The 20,320-nt window shown below is 40.4% G+C and carries 19 protein-coding genes and 1 rRNA gene; 5 read left to right on the forward strand and 15 right to left on the reverse strand.

Going from position 1 to position 20,320, the window contains the following annotated elements; translation table 11 throughout:
• Window positions 1-85 (reverse strand): 16S ribosomal RNA (locus EDD69_RS11810); the annotation flags it as partial.
• Window positions 86-275: 190 nt separating this feature from the next.
• The gene (locus EDD69_RS11815; RefSeq protein WP_132949154.1) at window positions 276-1,151 is read right to left on the reverse strand and encodes a nucleotidyltransferase-like protein; all 876 of its coding nucleotides are present in this window, start codon (window positions 1,149-1,151) and stop codon (window positions 276-278) included.
• A 107-nt stretch (window positions 1,152-1,258) separates the two neighbouring features.
• Here EDD69_RS11815 and EDD69_RS11820 point away from each other — a divergent pair, with 107 nt between their 5' ends.
• Window positions 1,259-1,621 (forward strand): YgzB family protein, encoded by a 363-nt coding sequence (locus EDD69_RS11820; RefSeq protein WP_132949155.1) that lies wholly within the window; start codon window positions 1,259-1,261, stop codon window positions 1,619-1,621.
• A gap of 24 nt (window positions 1,622-1,645) precedes the next feature.
• On the opposite strand, the gene perR is transcribed toward EDD69_RS11820, so the two are convergent.
• From perR to EDD69_RS11850, 6 genes are all read right to left on the reverse strand, one after another.
• Window positions 1,646-2,086, reverse strand: a complete 441-nt coding sequence (gene perR, locus EDD69_RS11825; RefSeq protein ID WP_132949156.1) for a peroxide-responsive transcriptional repressor PerR — start codon at window positions 2,084-2,086, stop codon at window positions 1,646-1,648.
• 246 nt (window positions 2,087-2,332) lie between these two features.
• Window positions 2,333-2,797, reverse strand: a complete 465-nt coding sequence (gene bcp, locus EDD69_RS11830; RefSeq protein WP_132949157.1) for a thioredoxin-dependent thiol peroxidase — start codon at window positions 2,795-2,797, stop codon at window positions 2,333-2,335.
• 14 nt (window positions 2,798-2,811) lie between these two features.
• Window positions 2,812-3,219, reverse strand: coding sequence for a potassium channel family protein (locus tag EDD69_RS11835; RefSeq protein ID WP_132949158.1), 408 nt, complete (start codon window positions 3,217-3,219; stop codon window positions 2,812-2,814).
• A gap of 54 nt (window positions 3,220-3,273) precedes the next feature.
• A complete protein-coding gene (locus EDD69_RS11840; protein ID WP_132949159.1) occupies window positions 3,274-4,059 on the reverse strand; it encodes an ABC transporter permease in 786 nt (261 codons plus the stop codon).
• A 3-nt stretch (window positions 4,060-4,062) separates the two neighbouring features.
• Window positions 4,063-4,854 carry an ABC transporter permease gene (locus tag EDD69_RS11845; RefSeq protein ID WP_132949160.1) on the reverse strand — a complete coding sequence of 264 codons (792 nt, stop codon included), beginning with the start codon at window positions 4,852-4,854 and terminating at the stop codon, window positions 4,063-4,065.
• Entirely contained in the window at window positions 4,847-5,854 is a 1,008-nt protein-coding gene (locus EDD69_RS11850) for an ABC transporter ATP-binding protein (RefSeq protein WP_132949161.1), read from the reverse strand. The genes EDD69_RS11845 and EDD69_RS11850 overlap by 8 nt, the downstream gene beginning before the upstream one ends.
• Window positions 5,855-5,990: 136 nt before the next feature.
• On the opposite strand from EDD69_RS11850, the gene EDD69_RS11855 reads away from it, so the two are divergent.
• The 3 genes from EDD69_RS11855 to EDD69_RS11865 all read left to right on the forward strand — a co-directional run bounded on the left by EDD69_RS11855 (window position 5,991) and on the right by EDD69_RS11865 (window position 13,258).
• A complete protein-coding gene (locus EDD69_RS11855) occupies window positions 5,991-7,286 on the forward strand; it encodes a glutamate-1-semialdehyde 2,1-aminomutase (RefSeq protein WP_132949162.1) in 1,296 nt (431 codons plus the stop codon).
• Between the two features lie 282 nt (window positions 7,287-7,568).
• Window positions 7,569-12,041 (forward strand): glutamate synthase-related protein, encoded by a 4,473-nt coding sequence (locus EDD69_RS11860; RefSeq protein ID WP_132949163.1) that lies wholly within the window; start codon window positions 7,569-7,571, stop codon window positions 12,039-12,041.
• A 140-nt stretch (window positions 12,042-12,181) separates the two neighbouring features.
• Window positions 12,182-13,258, forward strand: a complete 1,077-nt coding sequence (locus EDD69_RS11865; protein WP_132949164.1) for an FUSC family protein — start codon at window positions 12,182-12,184, stop codon at window positions 13,256-13,258.
• A gap of 42 nt (window positions 13,259-13,300) precedes the next feature.
• On the opposite strand, the gene nikC is transcribed toward EDD69_RS11865, so the two are convergent.
• The 7 genes from nikC to EDD69_RS11900 form a co-directional block, all read right to left on the reverse strand.
• Entirely contained in the window at window positions 13,301-14,200 is a 900-nt protein-coding gene (gene nikC / locus EDD69_RS11870; protein WP_132949165.1) for a nickel transporter permease, read from the reverse strand.
• A 23-nt stretch (window positions 14,201-14,223) separates the two neighbouring features.
• Window positions 14,224-15,228: an ABC transporter permease gene (locus EDD69_RS11875; RefSeq protein ID WP_132949166.1), complete on the reverse strand. Its 1,005-nt coding sequence runs from the start codon at window positions 15,226-15,228 to the stop codon at window positions 14,224-14,226.
• Window positions 15,229-15,306: 78 nt separating this feature from the next.
• Complete coding sequence (locus EDD69_RS11880; RefSeq protein ID WP_132949167.1) at window positions 15,307-16,917, reverse strand: ABC transporter substrate-binding protein; 1,611 nt, start codon at window positions 16,915-16,917, stop codon at window positions 15,307-15,309.
• 55 nt (window positions 16,918-16,972) lie between these two features.
• Complete coding sequence (locus EDD69_RS11885) at window positions 16,973-17,941, reverse strand: ABC transporter ATP-binding protein (protein ID WP_132949168.1); 969 nt, start codon at window positions 17,939-17,941, stop codon at window positions 16,973-16,975.
• On the reverse strand, window positions 17,916-18,932 hold the full coding sequence (locus tag EDD69_RS11890; protein ID WP_132949169.1) for an ABC transporter ATP-binding protein: 1,017 nt from the start codon (window positions 18,930-18,932) through the stop codon (window positions 17,916-17,918). Before EDD69_RS11890 ends, EDD69_RS11885 begins: the two co-directional genes overlap by 26 nt.
• Window positions 18,933-19,125: 193 nt before the next feature.
• Window positions 19,126-19,662, reverse strand: a complete 537-nt coding sequence (gene ntdP / locus EDD69_RS11895) for a nucleoside tri-diphosphate phosphatase (RefSeq protein WP_132949170.1) — start codon at window positions 19,660-19,662, stop codon at window positions 19,126-19,128.
• A gap of 116 nt (window positions 19,663-19,778) precedes the next feature.
• Complete coding sequence (locus EDD69_RS11900) at window positions 19,779-19,955, reverse strand: gamma-type small acid-soluble spore protein (RefSeq protein WP_132949171.1); 177 nt, start codon at window positions 19,953-19,955, stop codon at window positions 19,779-19,781.
• 130 nt (window positions 19,956-20,085) lie between these two features.
• Between EDD69_RS11900 and EDD69_RS11905 the strand changes: the two genes are divergently transcribed.
• Complete coding sequence (locus tag EDD69_RS11905; protein WP_132949172.1) at window positions 20,086-20,310, forward strand: cytosolic protein; 225 nt, start codon at window positions 20,086-20,088, stop codon at window positions 20,308-20,310.
• The last annotated feature ends 10 nt before the right edge of the window (window positions 20,311-20,320 follow it).

Raw genomic sequence — 20,320 nt, forward strand, 5'->3', positions numbered from 1 at the left:
CAAGCTTCCATTCGGTCCGCTCGACTTGCATGTATTAGGCACGCCGCCAGCGTTCGTCCTGAGCCAGGATCAAACTCTCCATAGAAAGTTTTCTCGCTAGCTTTCACGCTTCCGTTTCGTTCAGTTTTCAAGGAACATTACTTTTCGCCTGCTCAAGGCGACCTCTTCATCATAACATCATGTTTTTTCATTGTCAACTTCTTATTTCACATCGCCACATCATCGTAGCGACGTCTTAAAATATATCATGGCTATTTTCTGAAGTCAACACCTTTTTATAAATTTTTTTCAACGAAATAATAACGATGATAAATCCCTTGCCCCTTCGTATGAACAGTTTCAATCGATAACACGTTTTTCTCCACTAAAAATTCAAGCATAATGACAAGATCTATAGAATACGCTTCAAGTTCATGATGACGATACATATCAAAAATAGACCACGGTTCGTTTTTTGTCTCAAGCACGCTGATTAAATGACTAGCCCCTACATCCAATTTGGAATGGATTAAAAAATCGCTCGCTAAAAATAACAATTCTAATCGTTTGTATAACGGTTCTTCACTTTCGATCAATTCCTCGTACAGCTTATAAATTTGCGGTTCAATGTTCTTAACTTGGTTCCACACGGTTACTTCAGGATAAAATCCATGTTCAATTACGGATAGCCGTGCAAGGTGGTGCAAAGCATGAAGAACATGATTGTAAGCATCTAAAAATTGCTCTTTCTCAAAAAAACTTCTCCCCTCCATGTATCTGCGAATCAACTTCGCAAACTCTAATCCCATTTTTAACTTTCTATTTTCTTTAGGGAACTCTAACAATTCTTTTCTTAAATTCGATATATATTCATTTCGATCAAATAAAATTTTTCCATTTAACAACCAATCAATCACTTTTCGATTGGAACCGTATAAAATCCACTCCCGCACTTTTTGCTCATCAACAATATGTAAAGCAGCTTTTTGGTCATGAAAAGCATAATGTTTAATAAAAACAGGATGTTCAGCATTTTGAACAATGACAAACAAAACGATATTGAACGTATCCGTCACAGGAGAGTGTTGAACTACTTTTTCAATCATTAAAATCCCCAGAGTATTTTTATGACTCGCCTTTTCTTGATAAATCGGCCGAAGTAAATCCTCCATCACAATTCCCCCAATTTTAGATAGTTTTGTTCCATTCGACAAAAATCGAAAAAATCCCTGCTTCCCCATTCATCTTATGATATAGTTTATTTTAGGAGGGAAAAAAAGTGGGATTAAAATATTCAAGCAAGATTAACAAAATTCGAACATTTGCATTAAGCTTAATCTTTATCGGTTTTTTAGTGATGTATGTAGGAGTATTTTTCCGAACATCCATGCTCGTTATGACGATATTTATGATTTTAGGGCTACTTTTTATCATTGCAAGTACAGTTGTATATTTCTGGATTGGTATGTTATCAACAAGGACTGTCCAAGTTGTATGTCCTTCTTGCAATAAAGTAACGAAAATGCTTGGAAGAGTAGATATGTGCATGTATTGCAACGAGCCATTAACCCTTGACCCTGAACTAGAAGGAAAAGAATTTGATGAAAAATATAATCGAAAATCGAAAAAATCAAAAAGCTGATAGCTTCCTCTCGCTATCAGCTTTTTAGTGCGCATGCTTTTTTTGACACTCTTGACATGTTCCGTAAATTTCCATTCGATGATGACTCACTTTAAACCCTGTTACATGAGCCGCTAAAGCTTCTACTTCATCTAATCCCGGATAATGAAAATCAACAATCTTCCCACATTGCTCGCAAATAATATGATAATGGTCAGACGTCACAAAATCAAAACGGCTTGAAGAGTCGCCGTATGTCAATTCTTTAACAAGACCGACTTCTTTAAAAACCCGCAAATTGTTATACACGGTTGCGACACTCATATTCGGAAATTTCCCTTCCAACGCCTTATAAATTTCATCGGCTGTAGGATGGGACATTGATTGAATCAAATATTCGAGTATCGCGTGACGCTGCGGGGTAATACGAACACCTGTTTCTTTCAATGTATGAAGCGCTTCTTTTAATTGTTGTGCGTGCGACACCGCCTTGCACCCCACTTTCGTTTAAAAAAATTATAATTATTATTTTATAATTTTTATAATCAGTGTACAAGAAAATCTGTGATTTTGTCAACATTTCAAGTATCATTATATGATTTGTCCGATGTTTTTACTCCAAAAAAAAGCAATCTCACACGAATGAGATCGCCAAATTTTTTATCCGAGGAGGTGTATGCCCTACTATAGAGTACGCTCAACACCCCCGAGCCGTATAGTTATTTGCCTTGTTTAAGAAATTTCTTTCAAAAATTTTAATACTTCCTCCACATGCCCATTCACTTTTACCTTTCGCCATTCTTTGATTAATATCCCATTCGGATCAATGATAAAGGTTGAGCGCTCAATTCCCATGTACTCTTTCCCAAAGTTTTTCTTCAACTTCCAAACCCCATATTTTTCAGACGCTTCGTGTTGCTCATCAACTAACAACAAAAATGGCAAGCTATATTTTTCTATAAATTTTTGATGACGTTCCAACGAATCCGTGCTGATTCCTAAAATGACTGCGTTTAAATCTTGAAATTCACGATAATGGTCGCGGAAATCACAAGCCTCTGTTGTGCATCCTGGCGTCATATCTTTAGGATAAAAATATAGAACGACATACTTTCCGCGAAAATCAGATAATTGAACCATTTCACCGTTGCTTGCTTTTAAAGCAAAATCCGGCGCAAGTTGCCCAATTTGCACCATTCATCCCTCCACATCTATTTTTTCTCAAAATCCATAACCGTTTGAACGACGAAAGCGGCAGGAAGCGCGTATCCCAACAGCGCTTCGATGATTGCAATCCATCGCCCAATCCCAATTGGAACAATATCACCATATCCAACTGAAAGCAATGTTATTGCACTGAAATAAAAACTCGTTTGAAGATTTCCTAAAAAATCGCCCTTTCCAAACACATATCCATTCTCCAACAAAATAGCATGTCCGTTTACTTGCAAGACTGCATAAATAAGCCCAAAACCGATCATCACTGTCAAATATACAAATAGAATGGATAAAAAATTTTCAAAGGAAACAGCCTTATTCGATCGCTGTTCGATTGTCCACATAGAAACAACACTTACACATACCATCACCACAATAACTACGAGAAAAATGTATCCCACACCCATCCCTCCGTCTATGTCCATATATACGAGGGATGGTCCGAAACATTCCAACTAGTTTCCTGCTCCCCGATACCGCTTCACTCCTGCATTCCATAGGAAAATAGCAATCATAAAGAAGACGATTCCCATCACTGGGGTTAAAAATGAATACACATACCATTCCTTCTTGCCGAGAAAATAAGCGGAAGGATAGACGCCTACGAAAGCAAACGGCAACACCCACGTTAAAATATAACGGATGACGCGGTTATAAATATCAACAGGATAACGGCCATAGTTTCCAATATTGTACATCATCGGCATAATCGAGCTTCGCGCATCCGACCAAAAGCTGATGGTTGCTAGCGAAATAAAAATGCCGGCATACACAAGCGTTCCACCTAATACAAACAAGATAAAAATAAACACATCGTACCAATGAAACGCAAGATGCAGCCGCGAACCCGCATAAGCCATAATAATGAGTCCTGTTACTCCCCCAAGAAGCGACTCAAGCTCCATTCGCTCAAGAATGATTTGAAATAAACTGTGCACCGGGCGCGTCAACACGCGATCCATTTCTCCTCTTACAATATAGCGTTCATTAAAATCCCAAATGTTAAAGAAAGAAGCAAAGACGGAAAACGGAACTAAAAAAAAGCCATAAATAAAGATGATTTCATCACGCGTCCATCCATGCAACATTTGCGTATGCCCGAAAACAACAAGAATGAATATTAAATTCACCGCTTGGAACATTAAATCCGACAAAAACTCAACCAATAAATCCGCCCGATATTGCAACTTTGTTTTTAAGTATTGGCTCATGTATTGAAAGAAGATTGAAATGTAAAACATAGATCATCCCCCTTGAATGACGAGCTTTCTCTTCGCGATCCTCCATAAAAACTGAATCGGAATCACTAAAATGATGACCCAAACCGCTTGGAATAATAACCCTTGAAGAATCTCATCGTTTGTAAAACTTTCCGTAAAAATCATGCTCGGAATATAGCTAATCCCTTGAAAAGGAAGATATTTCATCAATTGTTGAGCCCACTCTGGATAAAAACTAATCGGCAAAATCAGACCTGAAAGAAGATCAATGACAAATCGTTTTGCCCGCAACAACCCTTCACCATTCAACGTAAAAAACGTGAGAACTCCCGCAAGTAAATTCAGTTGAGAATTGATCATAAAACTCAAAAGGGTAGAAATCGCAAAATAGCCCCACGTATGCAAATTCGTTGTCAATTGAAGCGGAAAAATCAATCCGACGATCACCATTCCAGGAACGGAAAAGAAAAAGAGACGGAAAATTCCTTCCCCGAGTCCTTGCATCATTTTCATCCCTAAATAACTGTAAGGACGAATCAATTCAATCGCTACTTTTCCTTCTTTAATTTCCATCGCAATTTCACGATCAATATTATTGAAATAAAAAGCCCGAGCCATCCAGGCGACAGCGACATACGTGGTCATTTGTGTAGCGGACATTCCTTGAATCGATGATTGTCCTCCGTAAATCGCCGACCATAGGAAATAATAAGCGCCGATATTGATGCTATAAATTAAAATGCCGCTATAATAATTGGTTCGGTAAGCAAGCATCATTAAAAAACGAATGCGAATCATCTCAATATACTTAGCCATGGACAATCCCTTCTTCATAAATGTTGCGAATAATTTCCTCAGTAGATGTTTCCCGAATGTTAATGTCTTTAATTTCATACGCAGCGACCACTTTTCCAATCACTTCCGCCATATCTTGCGCGCGAACGTGAGCAATCCAACTATGACTTTGCTCGCCAGCTTCCCATTTTACGTTCAAATCATTTGTTAACGAAATCAGCTGTTCCTTTGTCACTTCATGACGAAACTGAAATTGAATTTGTTTGCCCTCTCCCCAATTTTGTTTGAGTTTTTGCAATGAGCCGTCATAAATGATTTTTCCTTCATCTAACATAATGACGCGCTCACAAAGCGCTTCGATATCTGACATGTCGTGCGTTGTCAGTAAAATCGTCGTATTATATTTCTCATTAATTTCCTTTAAAAACTGACGGATTTTCAATTTGACAAGCACATCTAAACCGATGGTCGGTTCATCCAAAAAGAGAAGCGGCGGATTATGAATTAAAGCAGCTGCCAACTCGCAACGCATTCGCTGCCCAAGTGATAATTTGCGCACGGGCTTGTCTAATAAAGGACCAATATCAAGCGTCTCGATGACATGTTCCATATGCTCCTTATAATCGCGATCCGATACTCGGTACACCTTTTTTAAAAGACGAAAAGACTCCTGTACAGCAATATCCCACCACAGTTGAGATCGTTGGCCAAAGACAACCCCGATGGTTTGGACAAACTTTTCTCGTTCCTTATGAGGATTCATCCCGTTCACGATCACTTTACCAGAAGTAGGAGTTAAAATGCCGGTCAACATTTTAATGGTTGTTGATTTTCCTGCACCATTCTCACCGATATATCCAACCATCTCTCCTTGTTTGACTTTAAACGAAATATCATCAACCGCACGAATGATTTTGTAATTTCTCGTAAATAAATCACGAAACGCCCCGATCAGACCGGAACGGCTTGAATATGATTTAAACTCCTTTCTCAATTTTTCAACTTCAATTGCGTATGTCATCCTACTCACCTCTCGTTGAATAACTAAGCGATAAAAATAGTGTAACGAAAATGTACGAAGTGAACAAATTGTGTGCTTATACAAATGTGTTAGAATAAAAAGCGTTAGTAGAAATCGATGAAGGAGGAACTCCGGAATGAATTTTACAAAATCTGAGCAATTATATAAAGAAGCGCTCGAACATATCGTCGGCGGCGTCAACAGCCCTTCTCGCTCTTATAAAGCGGTTGGCGGCGGTGCACCTGTCGTGATGGAACGAGCACAAGGCGCTTATTTTTGGGACGTTGATGGCAATAAATACATCGATTATTTGGCAGCTTATGGTCCCATTATTACAGGTCATGCCCATCCGCATATTACAAAAGCGATTCAACATGCAGCAGAAAATGGCGTGCTATACGGCACACCAACCCCTTACGAAATTACTTTTGCGAAAATGTTAAAAGAAGCGATTCCTTCATTGGAAAAAGTGCGTTTTGTCAACTCCGGAACAGAGGCAGTGATGACCACAATTCGCGTTGCCCGCGCTTACACTGGCCGCGATAAAATTGTTAAATTTGCCGGATGTTATCATGGCCACTCCGATCTTGTTCTCGTTGCTGCTGGTTCTGGCCCATCTACATTAGGAACTCCTGATTCCGCCGGTGTTCCAAAAAGCATTGCTCAAGAAGTCATTACCGTTCCGTATAACGATATTGATTCCTTTAAACAAGCAATGGACAAATGGGGAAGCGAAGTAGCGGCTGTTCTCGTTGAACCGATTGTAGGGAACTTTGGAATTGTTGAACCGAAACCAGGTTTTCTTGAAGCCATTAACGAAATTGCCCATGCAGCGGGAGCGCTTGTCATTTACGATGAAGTCATTACAGCCTTTCGTTTCATGTACGGTGGAGCACAAGATTTGTTAGGCGTGAAGCCGGATTTAACCGCTCTTGGAAAAATTATCGGCGGAGGCTTGCCAATCGGTGCCTACGGCGGACGCAAAGACATTATGGAACAAGTCGCTCCGCTTGGCCCTGCATACCAAGCTGGTACGATGGCAGGAAATCCAGCGTCGATTTTAGCGGGAATTGCTTGCTTGGAAGTATTGCAGCAAGAGGGAGTATACGAGCATCTTGACAAACTTGGCGCGATGTTAGAAGAAGGAATTTTAACGCATGCTCGCACATACGATATCCCTGTTACCATCAACCGCTTAAAAGGCGCGCTCACGGTTTACTTCACGACTGAAAAAGTAGAAAATTACGAGCAAGCCGAACGGACAGACGGAGAAATGTTTGCGAAATTCTTTAAACTTATGTTAAGACAAGGAATTAACCTTGCTCCATCCAAATATGAAGCATGGTTTATTACATTAGCTCACACCGAACAAGATATCGAATATACAATTGAAGCGGTTAAAAATGCATTTAAATCACTTAAAAATGCATAAATATACAAAACCTAAAAAAGCAGAGAAAAAAGAATTCTCTGCTTTTTTCTATATAAATAAATGAAAGCGATTACAAAAAGTATGGATTTTTTGTTACAGATAATGAATATTATATCCAAAAAGATGAATAAATAATTGATTTTACTTTTTTAACATGATAATATAAACTATACAATTCTGAAAATTACATCTTTTTAAAATTATTTTAGCATTTACCATAGATTCAGCATAGGAGGTGACCAAGGCGAGAAGTGGAAACCATCCACTTTAAAGCCGAAAAACATGAAAGAAAAATGGAACCCAAGTTCATTTAAAGATTTCCATCACGCTGAACATGATGCATGCGGAATTGTTTCTGCCATTGAAAAGCGTCGCATTCCAACAAAAGAAAATATTATGGCATGTATTAACGCCCTCGTTAAAATGAATCATCGTGCTGGATTTATCAATGGCGAAGGCGATGGAGTCGGCATTCATATCGACATTCCAAAAGCGCTTTGGAAAGAAAAATTGGCGCAATCGGGAGCAAACCCTCAACTTGTCGATCGTGATGATTTTACAGTCGGCCATATTTTTATTAATCGAACAGTCAATGTTGATGAGAAAAAACAACATATTCGTGAACTCTTTACTCGTTTTGGTTTCTCGCTTATTTTCGAGTCTGACCGCGTCACATCTTCTAGTGCGCTCGGACCAATTGCTCTGCGTGAAGAACCTGTGTTTTGGCAAGTGGCTCTTTTACCTTCGGATTCTTCAAATCTAGCTAAACAACTATTCGAACTTCTTATTGAAATTGAAAAAGACGAGAACATTCACGTCGCTTCGTTAAGCAACTACCATGCTGTATATAAAGTCATGGGGGCAGGCGATATTTTGCCAAAGTACTATCACGATCTTGCCAGCCCGCTTGTCGCTTCAACGATGACGCTCGGTCATAATCGCTATTCAACCAATACCCTTTCAAACTTTTTCCGCGTTCAACCGTTTAGCGTATTAGGGCACAACGGTGAAATTAATACGATTGCTAAACTGCGCGATGAAGCGGCGATGATCGGCGTTCCGCTCACACATGGAGGAAGCGACTCACAAGACTTAAGCCGAACGATGGAAACACTCATTTCTCGCCACGGGTATAGCTTATTTGAAGCAATGGATTTCTTATTCCCTCCAATCGTGAACGAAATTAAAAACTATCCAGAACATTTACAAGACTTATATGCCTACATTCGTGAAGCATGGGGGCATTTTGCGCAAGGTCCAGCCGGAATCATTTCTCGCTATGCGGACGAAGCTGTGTTTAGCGTCGATGCGCTTGGGTTGCGCCCGCTTTGGAAATTAGAAACAGAAGATCGTTACATCTTCTCATCCGAACCAGGCATTATTCCTTCTAGTGAATATACAGGAGAACCAAAACCTCTCGCCCCAGGAGAAAAAATCGGCTTAAAGTGGGGAGAAGATGGAAACATTCAAGTTTACGAATACGCCCAATATCAAGAGGAAGTTTATTCTCGTTTGTCAAAGCGAATCAACATCACAAACTATCGTTTTCGATTAGATCCTCCATCTTTCGAAAAATATGTGATGGTTTCTCATCCAACAAAAGTGCATGACGGCCAATACGCAGCGTTTGGTTGGGATCGCGAACACATTCAATTGCTTGAACAAATGGCTGAAAAAGGCGTTGAACCGATTCGTTCGCTCGGACACGATGCTCCTTTAGCTGCCATCGATCCGAATCGAAAAAACTTAGCGGACTTCATTAAAGAAAGCGTCGCTGTCGTAACGAACCCAGCGATTGACCGCGACCGTGAAACAGAACATTTCTCAACAAGAACCGTCGTTGGCAAACGCCCTAACCTATTCGAAACCGACAGCGAATCTTACGTTGTTGAATTGCTTTCGCCAATTTTAATTGAAGGGAAAATCGGTTGCGAATGTGCCCCAGAACTGAAGCAACCGTCTTACGATCAACTTGTTCATTCATTCCAAGAGAAAAAGCTTGTCCATTTCTTATCAGCAACATTTTCTATAGAAGAAACCATTCCAGACGCTTTAAAACGTCTTTCCGATGAAGCATGTGAAGCTGTTAAAAACGGCAAAACATTAATCGTCATTGACGATTCCGAAGCGCATCGAAACGGAAAACTTTGGATCGATCCATTGCTTGTCACATCCGCGATCGATCAAGCGCTAGCGAAAGCGCAATTGCGCCGTGACTGTTCATTATTGCTTCGTTCAGGTGCCATTCGCTCGCTTCACGACTTCATTGTTGCTTACGGTTTAGGAGCGAACGTGATCAGTCCTTATTTAATGTTTGCAACGGTCACAGATGAATCGATCCGACCATCGATTAATTTGTTCCATGCGTTAAACAAAGGACTAGAAAAAGTCATTTCAACGATCGGCATTCACGAATTGCGAGGGTATAGCCGCCTCTTCTCTTCGATCGGATTACATGAGGAAATTGCATCTGTTTTAAATATTGTGAATTTCTTCGGTTCCAACTCGCTTGAATACAATTTTGAAGCACTGAAAAAAGATGCGATCGAGCGTGCAGAGGATTTTGCCAACAAGCAAGCGAAACCAAGAAAAACGTTCCATGTATTCCCGCGCATTTGGAAAGCGATTGGCGAAGTGGCGCAAACTGGTTCATATGATAGCTATCGTGAAAAATTAACAGAAATTGAAACGGAAACGCCAACAACGATCCGCCATTTAACCGATTTGAAAAAGGCGAAAAAAGCGATTCCGAAAGACAAAGTCGATATTTCTGTTGGCGAACATAGCCTCCCATTCGTTATTGCATCGATGTCATTCGGTTCACAAAACGAAATTGCTTTTCGCGCCTACGCAGAAGCGGCCGATCGTTTAAACATGGTCAGCTTAAACGGCGAAGGCGGAGAAATTAAAGATATGTTAGGCAAATATCCGCGAACAAGAGGGCAGCAAATCGCTTCCGGACGCTTTGGCGTGAATGCGGAACTGCTTAATTCATCGAATCTTTTAGAAATTAAAATTGGGCAAGGGGCAAAACCTGGAGAAGGCGGACATCTCCCTGGTTCGAAAGTAACCGCGAAAATCGCTGAAGCTCGAAACGCAACCATCGGATCGGATTTAATTTCACCATCGAACAACCACGATATTTATTCAATTGAAGATTTGGCTCAAATGATTACCGAACTAAAAACAGCAAACGATCAAGCAAAAGTAGCCGTGAAAGTTCCGGTTGTTCCAAACATCGGTACAATCGCTGTAGGAATCGCAAAAGCAGGCGCTGATATTATTACGTTAAGCGGTTTCGATGGCGGTACAGGTGCCGCCCGAATTCATGCAATCCAACACGTTGGCCTGCCTGTGGAAATCGGCGTCAAAGCGGCACATAACGCCCTTTTAGAAGCCGGATTGAGAAACAAAGTGGAAATATGGGCAGACGGTGGAATGAAAAGCGCACTTGACGTCATCAAAGTGATGTTGCTTGGCGCCAATCGCGTTGGATTCGGTACGTTGGCGATGATTGCGATCGGTTGTACAACTTGCCGCGGCTGTCACTTAGATACATGCCACGTCGGAATCGCAACACAAATTGAATCAGAGGCGCAAGCAAAAGAGCACGGATTGCGCCGCTTCGTTCCACGTCAATTCGAGCAAGCGGTACAAAATTTAGTGAATTTCTTTACAGCCTTTGGCGAAGAGCTAAAAGCGTTAACGGCTTCGCTCGGCTATGACAACCTTCAACAGCTTGTCGGCCGTTCCGATTTGCTTGAACAAACACGCGGATTAGGAAAAATGGATTTAACGAATTTATTAAAACCGTTAGAGATCGGACAATTCGCTCATCAAAAAGAAGTCGCAGCAACCGCAGAACAAGGACAACTCGTCGTGGCGGCAGGAGCTGAATATTTAGATTACTATGTAGAAGATTTACATCGTTCTCGAGAGTTTACAACAGTAACAGCAGAGCAGCGCGTTCTTGGCAGCCGTGTTTCCTGCCACCGTGTCCGCGGCCGTTTAGATGGCTCTTACAAAAAGCTGCCAAAAATCACGCTGCGTTATAAAGACGGATCCATTCCTGGAAACGGGTTGGGCGCCTACAACACGAGCGGCATTGAAATTCATGTCGATGGCGGAGCGCAAGACGGAAGCGGAAAAACCGCTTTTGGCGGCGGCATCTTCATTTTTAAAGCAAAAGGAAAAGACGGAAAATTTTATAACGGTTCCGTTGGCAAAGGGTTCGGTTACGGTGCACAAAAAGGATTGCTCGTCGTTCAAGGAAATGCAGATGCGCGCGCTGGAATTCGTCTATCCGGAGCAGACATGATCATCGGGGGCCAAGTGACCAAACCAATTCCTGAAGTAGAACATGGAAATATTGGCGTTCATGCCAATATTAAAGGGTTTGCTTTCGAATATATGACAAACGGACGCGGACTTGTGCTAGGCGATCCGGGGCCTTGGATTTGTGCAGGAATGACAGGCGGTGTTGTGTATTTGCGCCATCAACCAGAAATGGGACTCACAAAAGCGGCACTAGAGCGCCGCATCGCCAAAGGCGCAAAAGTTCGCATTGAGAAACTAAACGAAAAAGGAAAAGCGGATGTTCAAGAATTATTAGGAAAATATATTGAACTTCTCATTGAACACGAGCAACACGAAGAAGCAAATTCGCTTAAACCATTGCTTGAGCAACCAGAAAATCACTTCTTCCAAGTGATCCCAGCTAAAGAGCAAGCAGATCCTTCCGTTTCAACAGAATGATTTATAAAGAACTGTCCCTGCAAAAAATGGGACAGTTCTTTTAACTTTTTCCCTTCTCTCTTGATATCCTTTCCTAAAGGATGTATATTAGTTTGTTGTTCTCACATCATGATAAAAAACGGAAAGGATTTTGAACAACTATGAGACTCGGTGCCCGCGTATTCAAAACCGGGATTGCGATTACATTCGCACTCTTTTTAGCGAAATTATTTGAATTTCCATCCCCTGTTTTTGCTGGAATTGCAGCTGTGTTTGCCATGCAGCCGACCATTTACCGCTCCTATTTATCGCTTGTTGAACAAGTACAGGCAAACGTCATCGGAGCATTGTTTGCGATCGTATTTGTTCTTCTGTTCGGACATGATCCATTTATTGTTGGATTGACAGCCATTTTAGTCATCGCTCTTTTCATTCAACTGCGTTTAGAATCTTCAATCTCGGTTGCACTTGTGACGGTCATTGCGATTATGGAGTATACGGACAAAAACTTTATTCAATTCGCACTTGTCCGCTTTTCAACGATTATGCTTGGTGTTCTCGCCGCATTTGTTGTCAACTTAGTTTTTCTTCCACCAAAATATGAGAAAAAGCTCTATTTAAAAATTGTTGAAAACACAGAAAACATTTTAAAATGGATTCGCATGAACATTCGTCATGCATCCGAACACCATCTTCTTAAAGAAGACATTGAAAAATTTAAAGAAAATATGATCAAGCTTGATCAGCTTTATTTACTATATAAAGAAGAACGCACATATTTTCATAAACATAAATACAGCAAATCGCGAAAACTCGTTTTGTATCGCCAAATGATTGTGGCGACCAATCGCGCATTAGAAACGCTGAAACTACTTCATCGCTTAGAAAATGAACTATATCATATCCCTATTGAATTTCAACAAGCAATCAAGACGGAACTCGATTGTTTGTTAAATTACCATGATCAAATTTTGCTCAAATTTATCGGAAAAGTGAAATCTCAGCCACAATCTGAAATTGTCGAAGATGCTTGCTCTGGGAAAAAGGGGTTAGTGAATTCGTTTTACAAGCATTATCTGCAAAAAAGTCTTGAAGAAGACAATTATCACCTGTTCCCTCTCATCGGTGCGATCATTGAATATAGCTATCAGCTTGAACATTTAGATACCTTAATCGAAAGCTTCCATCATTACCATAAAGAAGAAAATACGTTGGAAATAGCGGAAAAAGACGAATAATAAAAAGAGGCCTATCCGTTTGGATGGCCTTTTTTGCTTTTATTAATTTTTCATGCGTGGATCTAGCGCGTCTCTCAATCCATCCCCCATTAAGTTAAATCCGAGTACAGTTAGCATAATCGCTAATCCTGGGAAAATCATGGTCCACGGCGCTTGCGTTAAATAGGCCTTGGAGTCTGCAAGCATTTTCCCCCACTCCGGATTTGGCGGCTGTGCCCCCAATCCAAGAAAACCAAGTGCCGCGGCTTCAATAATGGCTGTGGCGATCGCTAATGTCCCCTGCACAATAATGGGAGTCATGCTGTTTGGCAAAATATGATGAAATAAAATGCGGGCATCGCTCATCCCAATCGCTTTCGCAGCCGTAATATATTCTTCTTGCTTAATGCTCAACACTCTTGAGCGAATGAGCCGTCCGAAGTTTGGAATGTTAATAATGGCAATAGCAATCAATGCATTTTTTAAAGAAGGTCCCAATACAGCAACAATGCCGATTGCTAGCAAAATACTAGGGAATGCTAACATAATATCAAACAACCGAGAAATGATTCCGTCTACCCAACGTCCATAATAACCAGCAATAATCCCTAGCAAAGAACCGACGATAACGGACCCTAAAACCGAAAAGAATCCAACCCATAACGATATTCGTGCACCATATACAACTCGAGAAAAAATATCTCGTCCAAAATCATCCGTTCCAAATAAATGTTCCTTCGATGGGGCTTGTAAGCGCAAAGATAAATTTTGATCATTAATGCCATATGGAGCAATCAAAGGTGCAAAAACGGCTAATAAAATGAAAAATAGTACAATCCCCATCCCGACCATTGCCATTTTATTTTTCTTAAAACGGCGCCACCCTTCTCGCCATGGCGAAATGGCCTTTTCATTTTCTTGTATTGTCTCAATTGGCGCTTCATTGCGAGCGAGTTCAGCCAAGATGTTTCCCCCCTTTAGTTCCGTTAATTATATTTAATGCGCGGATCAATTGCCGCATAGAGAAGATCGACCACTAAATTGATGAAAATGAAAATGGTGGCGACAATCAAAATTCCAGATTGAATCACTGGGTAATCACGATAGCCAATCGCTTCATAAATATAACGTCCAATTCCCGGCCAGCTGAAGATCGTTTCCGTTAAGATCGCCCCTCCTAACAATAATCCCATTTGCAATCCAATCACGGTCAAAACCGGAATAATCGCATTTTTTAAAGAGTGTTTATATACCACCCAAAACATGCTTAACCCTTTTGCTCGAGCTGTGCGAATATAATCCGACTTCATGACTTCCAGCATGCTGGAACGCGTCATTCGTGCAATGATCGCCATCGGAATCGTCGCTAACGCTACACTTGGCAAGACTAAATGTTGCAAAACTTGAATAAACTGATCTGTATTCCCTTGAATGAGTGTATCAATGAGATAAAGATGGGTAATTGGCTCAATCGGATTTCGTACGTCTTCCCTACCTGAGGTTGGCAGTAAATCTAAATTAATTGCAAAAATCCATTGTTCCATCAAACCGAGCCAAAAAATAGGCATGGAAACCCCGATCAAAGCGAGCACCATCGCTACATAATCAAACCAAGAGTTTTGAAACCAAGCACTAATAATTCCAGCATTCACTCCAATGATGACGGCGATGAACATCGCAGCAAGCGATAATTCCAATGTCGCTGCTAAATACGGCCAAATTTCTTGAGACACCGCTGCTCCTGTTCGAATCGACTCTCCTAAATCTCCTGTTAACAACCCTTTTAAATATTTCAAATATTGAATGTACCAAGGTTGATCTAATCCTAATTTATGCGTTAATGCTTCGACCGCTTCTTTTGTAGCCTTCTGCCCCAAAATCACTTGAGCAGGATTCCCAGGAATTGCACGAATCATAAAAAAGACAATTAACGACATTCCTAAAAGGACAGGAATGACCGTCAAAATTCTTCTTAGCGCATAAGTAAACACCTTTTTTCACTCCTTCCTTTCCCCGTTTATTCGCTGATTGAAAAAGGAGAGGATATACTCCCCTCCCTCAACACAAAATTATTTAAACTCAACTTTTGTGAATTTATCTGATCCTGTTGGATGTGGATTAAATCCTTCAATATTTGCTTTACCAGCTAATAATGGTGTTGAGTGTACGAGCGGAATCCATGGTGCATCTTCTTTAATGATTTCTTGTGCTTTTTTGTAAAGCTCAATCCGTTTGTTCTCATCGCTTATTGTTTGCGCTTCAACTAAAATTTTGTGAAGCTCATCGTTTGAGTAATACGTATAGTTGTTGCTGCCGATGCTGTCTTTATCAAGCAACGCATACAAGAAGTTATCGGCATCACCGTTATCTCCTGTCCAACCAAGCAAGAACGCATCCGCTTCTCCTTTTGCCGCTTTGTCTAAATAAGTTGCCCACTCATAAGTAACGATTTTCGCTTTGACGCCAATTTTTTCAAAGTTTGCTTGGATGGCTTCAGCCACTTTTTGTCCATCTGGCATATACGGTCTTGGAACAGGCATTGCCCATAATTCCATTTCGAATCCATTTGGATATCCCGCTTCAGCAAGAAGTTGTTTTGCTTTTTCTAAGTCAAATGGGTAATCTTGAATCTCATCATTATATCCAGGAATGCTTGGCGGCAATGGGTTTTTCGCTGGCTCTGCTTGCCCAGCATAAAATGCATCAATAATCGCTTGTTTATCGACTGCATGGTTAAGTGCTTGACGAACGAGTTTATTTTTCAATGGTCCTCTTGTTGCCGTTAAGCCAACATAACCAACGTTCATCGATGGACGCTTAAAGATCTTGAAATCTTTATTTCCTTCAATTTGTTTCAAATCAGCTGGATTCAAATCCTCCATTAAATCAATTTCACCTTTTAATAAGGCATTTAAGCGGGCAGAGTTATCAGGAATCGAGACGAAAATTAACTGTTTTAACTTTGGATATCCTTCTAGCCAGTAGTTTTCGTTCTTCTCAAGCACAATACGCTCATTGCGTTTCCATTCTTTAAAGACGAATGGGCCAGTGCCAACAGGATTTTCGCCAAACTTATCACCATACTTTTCGATTGCTGCTGGGCTTGCAATCGCAAATGGAGTCATCGCAATATTTTTCAAGAATGGCGCTTGCGGACGTTTTAATACAAATTGAACAGTATATTCATCAACCGCTTTTACTTCTTTAATGACATGGCTCTCATCATTTTTGTATCCGCCAAACATAGAGCCGTAATACGGGAATGTGTCTGCATTTCCATTCGCCCAACGCTCGAAGTTAAAAACAACCGCTTCCGCGTTAAAATCAGTTCCATCATGGAATTTAACCCCTTGACGGAGCTTAAACGTATACGTTAAACCATCTGGAGAAATTTCCCACTCTGTGGCTAACGCAGGCTGGATACTTGTATCACCATCATTGTAGTCCAATAATGTGTCGAAGATGTTCTTAGTAACTTTTAATGACTCACCATCTGTAACCACAGCAGGATCCAAACTTACAGAATCCCCGCCGCGCCCATAAACGAGCGTGCTTTGTGCGCTTTTTTCTTGATCGTTGTTTTTTTCACCGCTTGTTTCTTCTGATTTTCCGCAGCCAGCAAGTGCTGTTGATAACGCTAGAAGAAATACAAGCATGGCCAATAACCATTTTTTCTTCATGTTTTTTCTCCCCCTTTTTTATAGATCATTGATATATATTTCGCCGTTTATCATCTTATGAATAAAGATGACAAGCGACGTAATGACCTTCTTCCACTTCTTTCAACTCTGGCTTAACTGTTTTGCAAATTTCCATACACGCATCGCATCGAGTATGAAACGCACACCCTGTTGGCGGATTTGAAGGACTTGGCAAATCCCCAACCAATAATTGTTTTTCTTGTTTATATTCAGGATCAGGAATGGGCACTGCGGATAGCAGCGCTTTTGTATAAGGATGTTTTGGATTGTTGTATAAATTTTCACTTTCAGCCAATTCAACCATTCTACCTAAATACATGACACCGACACGATCGCTAATGTGACGAACGACCCCTAAATCATGAGCAATAAAAATATACGTAAGACCGAACTCTTTCTGTAAATCTTCCAAAAGATTCAACACTTGCGCTTGAATCGATACATCCAGCGCCGAAACAGGTTCGTCCGCAATAATGAGCTTCGGTCGTGTCATAAGCGCTCGAGCAATTCCAATTCGCTGGCGTTGCCCACCGCTAAATTGATGGGGATAACGCTTGGCGTGGTAACTGCTGAGTCCTACCACTTCTAACATTTCTTGCACTTTCTTTTTTCGCTCTTGTTTTGAGCCAATCCCATGGACAATGAGCGGTTCTTCTAAAATTTTTTCGACCGTATGACGCGGATTTAGAGAAGCAAATGGGTCTTGAAAAATCATTTGCATCTCTCGACGAACTTTTCGCAATTCAGACTTTGATAATCTTGTAATCTCTTGATCTTCGAATAAAATCGAACCTTCTGTCGGCTCAATTAACCGAAGAAGCATTCTTCCTGTCGTTGATTTCCCGCATCCGCTTTCTCCAACAATCCCCAACGTTTCTCCTTTATACACGGTAAACGATAAATCATCGACCGCTTTGACTTGTCCAACTTGTTTGCCGAAAATGCCCGAAGTAATTGGAAAGTATTTTTTTAATCTTTCAACTCGTAATAACGGTTCGCTCATTGGTTGTGTTTTCCCCCTTTTGATGCAAGAAGCAACGAACACGATGGCCAAATTCATTCACTTCATATAAATCAGGATTTTCTTTCAAACATTGATCAAACGCGTGCTCACATCGTGCTGCAAATCGACATCCTTGTTTAATGGATCCAGGTTTTGGAACATTTCCTGGTATGGAATAAAGGCGTGCTTTTTTTTCACGAATGTCTGGAACTGAACGGATCAACCCAATTGTGTAAGGATGCTTCGGATCTCTAAAGATTGTTTTCACATCCCCTTCTTCCACAATTTTCCCCGAATACATCACCACTACTCGTTGGCACATTTCAGCAACCACGCCTAAATCGTGCGTAATCATCATAATCGCTGTGCCAAATTTTTGATTTAACTCTTTCATTAAGTGTAAAATTTGCGCTTGAATGGTGACGTCTAAAGCTGTTGTTGGTTCATCAGCAATTAAAACAGATGGATTGCAAACCATCGCCATCGCAATCATGACCCTCTGTCTCATCCCTCCGGATAATTGATGAGGGTATTCTTTCATGATTTCTTCAGCGCGTGGCAATCCAACAAGCTTCAACATTTCGATCGCGCGATCTCGCGCTTCTTTTTTGCTCATTTTATTATGTATAAGAATCGCTTCCATCATTTGATTGCCGATTGTAAACAATGGATTTAGCGATGTCATCGGTTCTTGGAAAATCATCGCAATTTCGTTTCCGCGAATTTCCTTCATTCTTTTTTCAGAAGCATTGACAATATTTTCGCCTTTAAACCATATTTCGCCGCCAACAATTTTCCCAATCCCTTTTGGCAATAACCCCATGATTGAAAGAGAAGTGACGCTTTTCCCGCATCCAGATTCTCCGACGATGCCTAAAATTTCGCCTTCTTTCACACATAGGTCGATTCCATCGACTGCAGGAATTTCTCCATCATCTGTAAAAAAAGAAGTTTTTAATTTTTTCACTTCTAAAATTGAACGCTTATTCATGAAGTCACTCCTTTTAAATCAAAACAAATTCATGTTTTCAAAATAGCGTCACGTTATATTTCAAATTATTACATCAATAATAAAAAAATACAATACCAAAAATTCAAAAAAGTTAAATTATTCTTAATAGAAAATAAAAAACAACGATGAAATCATATTCATCGTTGTTAACTAAAGGAACTCAATCAAAAGGTTACTTTTGGTACATAATGAATTTTTTATACCATTCTTGAACGGTGTTAGGAGAAAATGGCCCCTTTTGTTCTTTAATCCAGTAAATTAACTTATGAACATTATTTTTTAAAATTTTATCGATCACATCAGGATAATTCATTTCTTGGCGATGGCTCTCATACTCATCTTCATCTAATATTTCATAATGCATGTTCGGAAAAACTTTAATGTCTAAATCATAATCGATATATTTTAACGCTTCACCGTCCCATACGAAAGGAGAACTAATGTTGCAATAATAATACACTCCTTCTTCACGAATCATGGCGATAATATTAAACCAATGCTCTGCATAAAAAAAACAGATCGCTGGCTCTCTTGTAACCCATGTGCGTCCATCCGCTTCGGTTACAATCGTTCGGTCATTTCCACCGACCACCATTTGTTCACTTCCGCTCAATACAACGGTTTCTTTCCATGCACGGTGAATATGGCCATTATGTTTATAACTATGAATTTGAATGATCTCTCCTGTTATTGGATATGCCGTACTCATCATCTTCCCTACTTTCATTCCGACGCTTCCATGTTCTTATTATAGCTGCTTGGATGATGAATTAAAACAAAAGAAAAGGCACCCCCTTTTCCGTCAAGAAGGGGTGCCTTTCTTATTTACTTGCTTGAATTTTGTGCTTTCTTTGCTTCTGCTTGTGCATTAGCTTGTTTCACTTGCTGAACGTCCGTTTCAGAAGCAAACTCTGTGCCAAATTGGCCTGCAGTTTGAGCGTTTTGTTGTTTGACATGTTGGATGTTTGTACCTGCTACTGTTTTGTTTGGTTGTTTGTTCATGATTCTCACCTCCACGACCATTACTTTTTCCCGAAGAGGTGAGAAATATCCACATCTTTTTCTTACCATTTTATCGTTTTTTCGAATAATTCTTCCTACCTTTTTTCAAACTATGAACGAGGTGAAAAACATGTATGTAGGACGTGATTTAACAGAGCTAGGGATGATCCCAAAAACAAAATGGCGTGACAGCGAGTTAGCTTTTTTCCATCATGCGCTCCAACAAATGACACCATATTTAAATGCAGAGGGCCAGACCATTCATCGCGAAGTGATTGAGGAGATTGAAGCAAGAGGCGGACTGAAGCGCAATGAAGCGGATTACACACACGGAACACGCGTTTTTTATGAATAAAGGTGAGCGC

Source organism: Thermolongibacillus altinsuensis (assembly GCF_004341205.1).
In the GTDB taxonomy this organism is placed as follows: domain Bacteria; phylum Bacillota; class Bacilli; order Bacillales; family Anoxybacillaceae; genus Thermolongibacillus; species Thermolongibacillus altinsuensis.

Excerpts from the sequence above, each read along its gene's own strand:
- EDD69_RS11815 (WP_132949154.1), bottom strand. The coding sequence starts at position 1,151 with ATGGAGGATTTACTTCGGCCGATTTATCAAGAAAAGGCGAGTCATAAA.
- bcp (WP_132949157.1), bottom strand. The coding sequence starts at position 2,797 with ATGGTGCAAATTGGGCAACTTGCGCCGGATTTTGCTTTAAAAGCAAGC.
- EDD69_RS11840 (WP_132949159.1), bottom strand. The coding sequence starts at position 4,059 with ATGTTTTACATTTCAATCTTCTTTCAATACATGAGCCAATACTTAAAA.
- EDD69_RS11845 (WP_132949160.1), bottom strand. The coding sequence starts at position 4,854 with ATGGCTAAGTATATTGAGATGATTCGCATTCGTTTTTTAATGATGCTT.
- EDD69_RS11850 (WP_132949161.1), bottom strand. The coding sequence starts at position 5,854 with ATGACATACGCAATTGAAGTTGAAAAATTGAGAAAGGAGTTTAAATCA.
- EDD69_RS11855 (WP_132949162.1), top strand. The coding sequence starts at position 5,991 with ATGAATTTTACAAAATCTGAGCAATTATATAAAGAAGCGCTCGAACAT.
- EDD69_RS11860 (WP_132949163.1), top strand. The coding sequence starts at position 7,569 with ATGAAAGAAAAATGGAACCCAAGTTCATTTAAAGATTTCCATCACGCT.
- EDD69_RS11865 (WP_132949164.1), top strand. The coding sequence starts at position 12,182 with ATGAGACTCGGTGCCCGCGTATTCAAAACCGGGATTGCGATTACATTC.
- EDD69_RS11880 (WP_132949167.1), bottom strand. The coding sequence starts at position 16,917 with ATGAAGAAAAAATGGTTATTGGCCATGCTTGTATTTCTTCTAGCGTTA.
- EDD69_RS11885 (WP_132949168.1), bottom strand. The coding sequence starts at position 17,941 with ATGAGCGAACCGTTATTACGAGTTGAAAGATTAAAAAAATACTTTCCA.
- EDD69_RS11890 (WP_132949169.1), bottom strand. The coding sequence starts at position 18,932 with ATGAATAAGCGTTCAATTTTAGAAGTGAAAAAATTAAAAACTTCTTTT.
- ntdP (WP_132949170.1), bottom strand. The coding sequence starts at position 19,662 with ATGAGTACGGCATATCCAATAACAGGAGAGATCATTCAAATTCATAGT.
- EDD69_RS11900 (WP_132949171.1), bottom strand. The coding sequence starts at position 19,955 with ATGAACAAACAACCAAACAAAACAGTAGCAGGTACAAACATCCAACAT.
- EDD69_RS11905 (WP_132949172.1), top strand. The coding sequence starts at position 20,086 with ATGTATGTAGGACGTGATTTAACAGAGCTAGGGATGATCCCAAAAACA.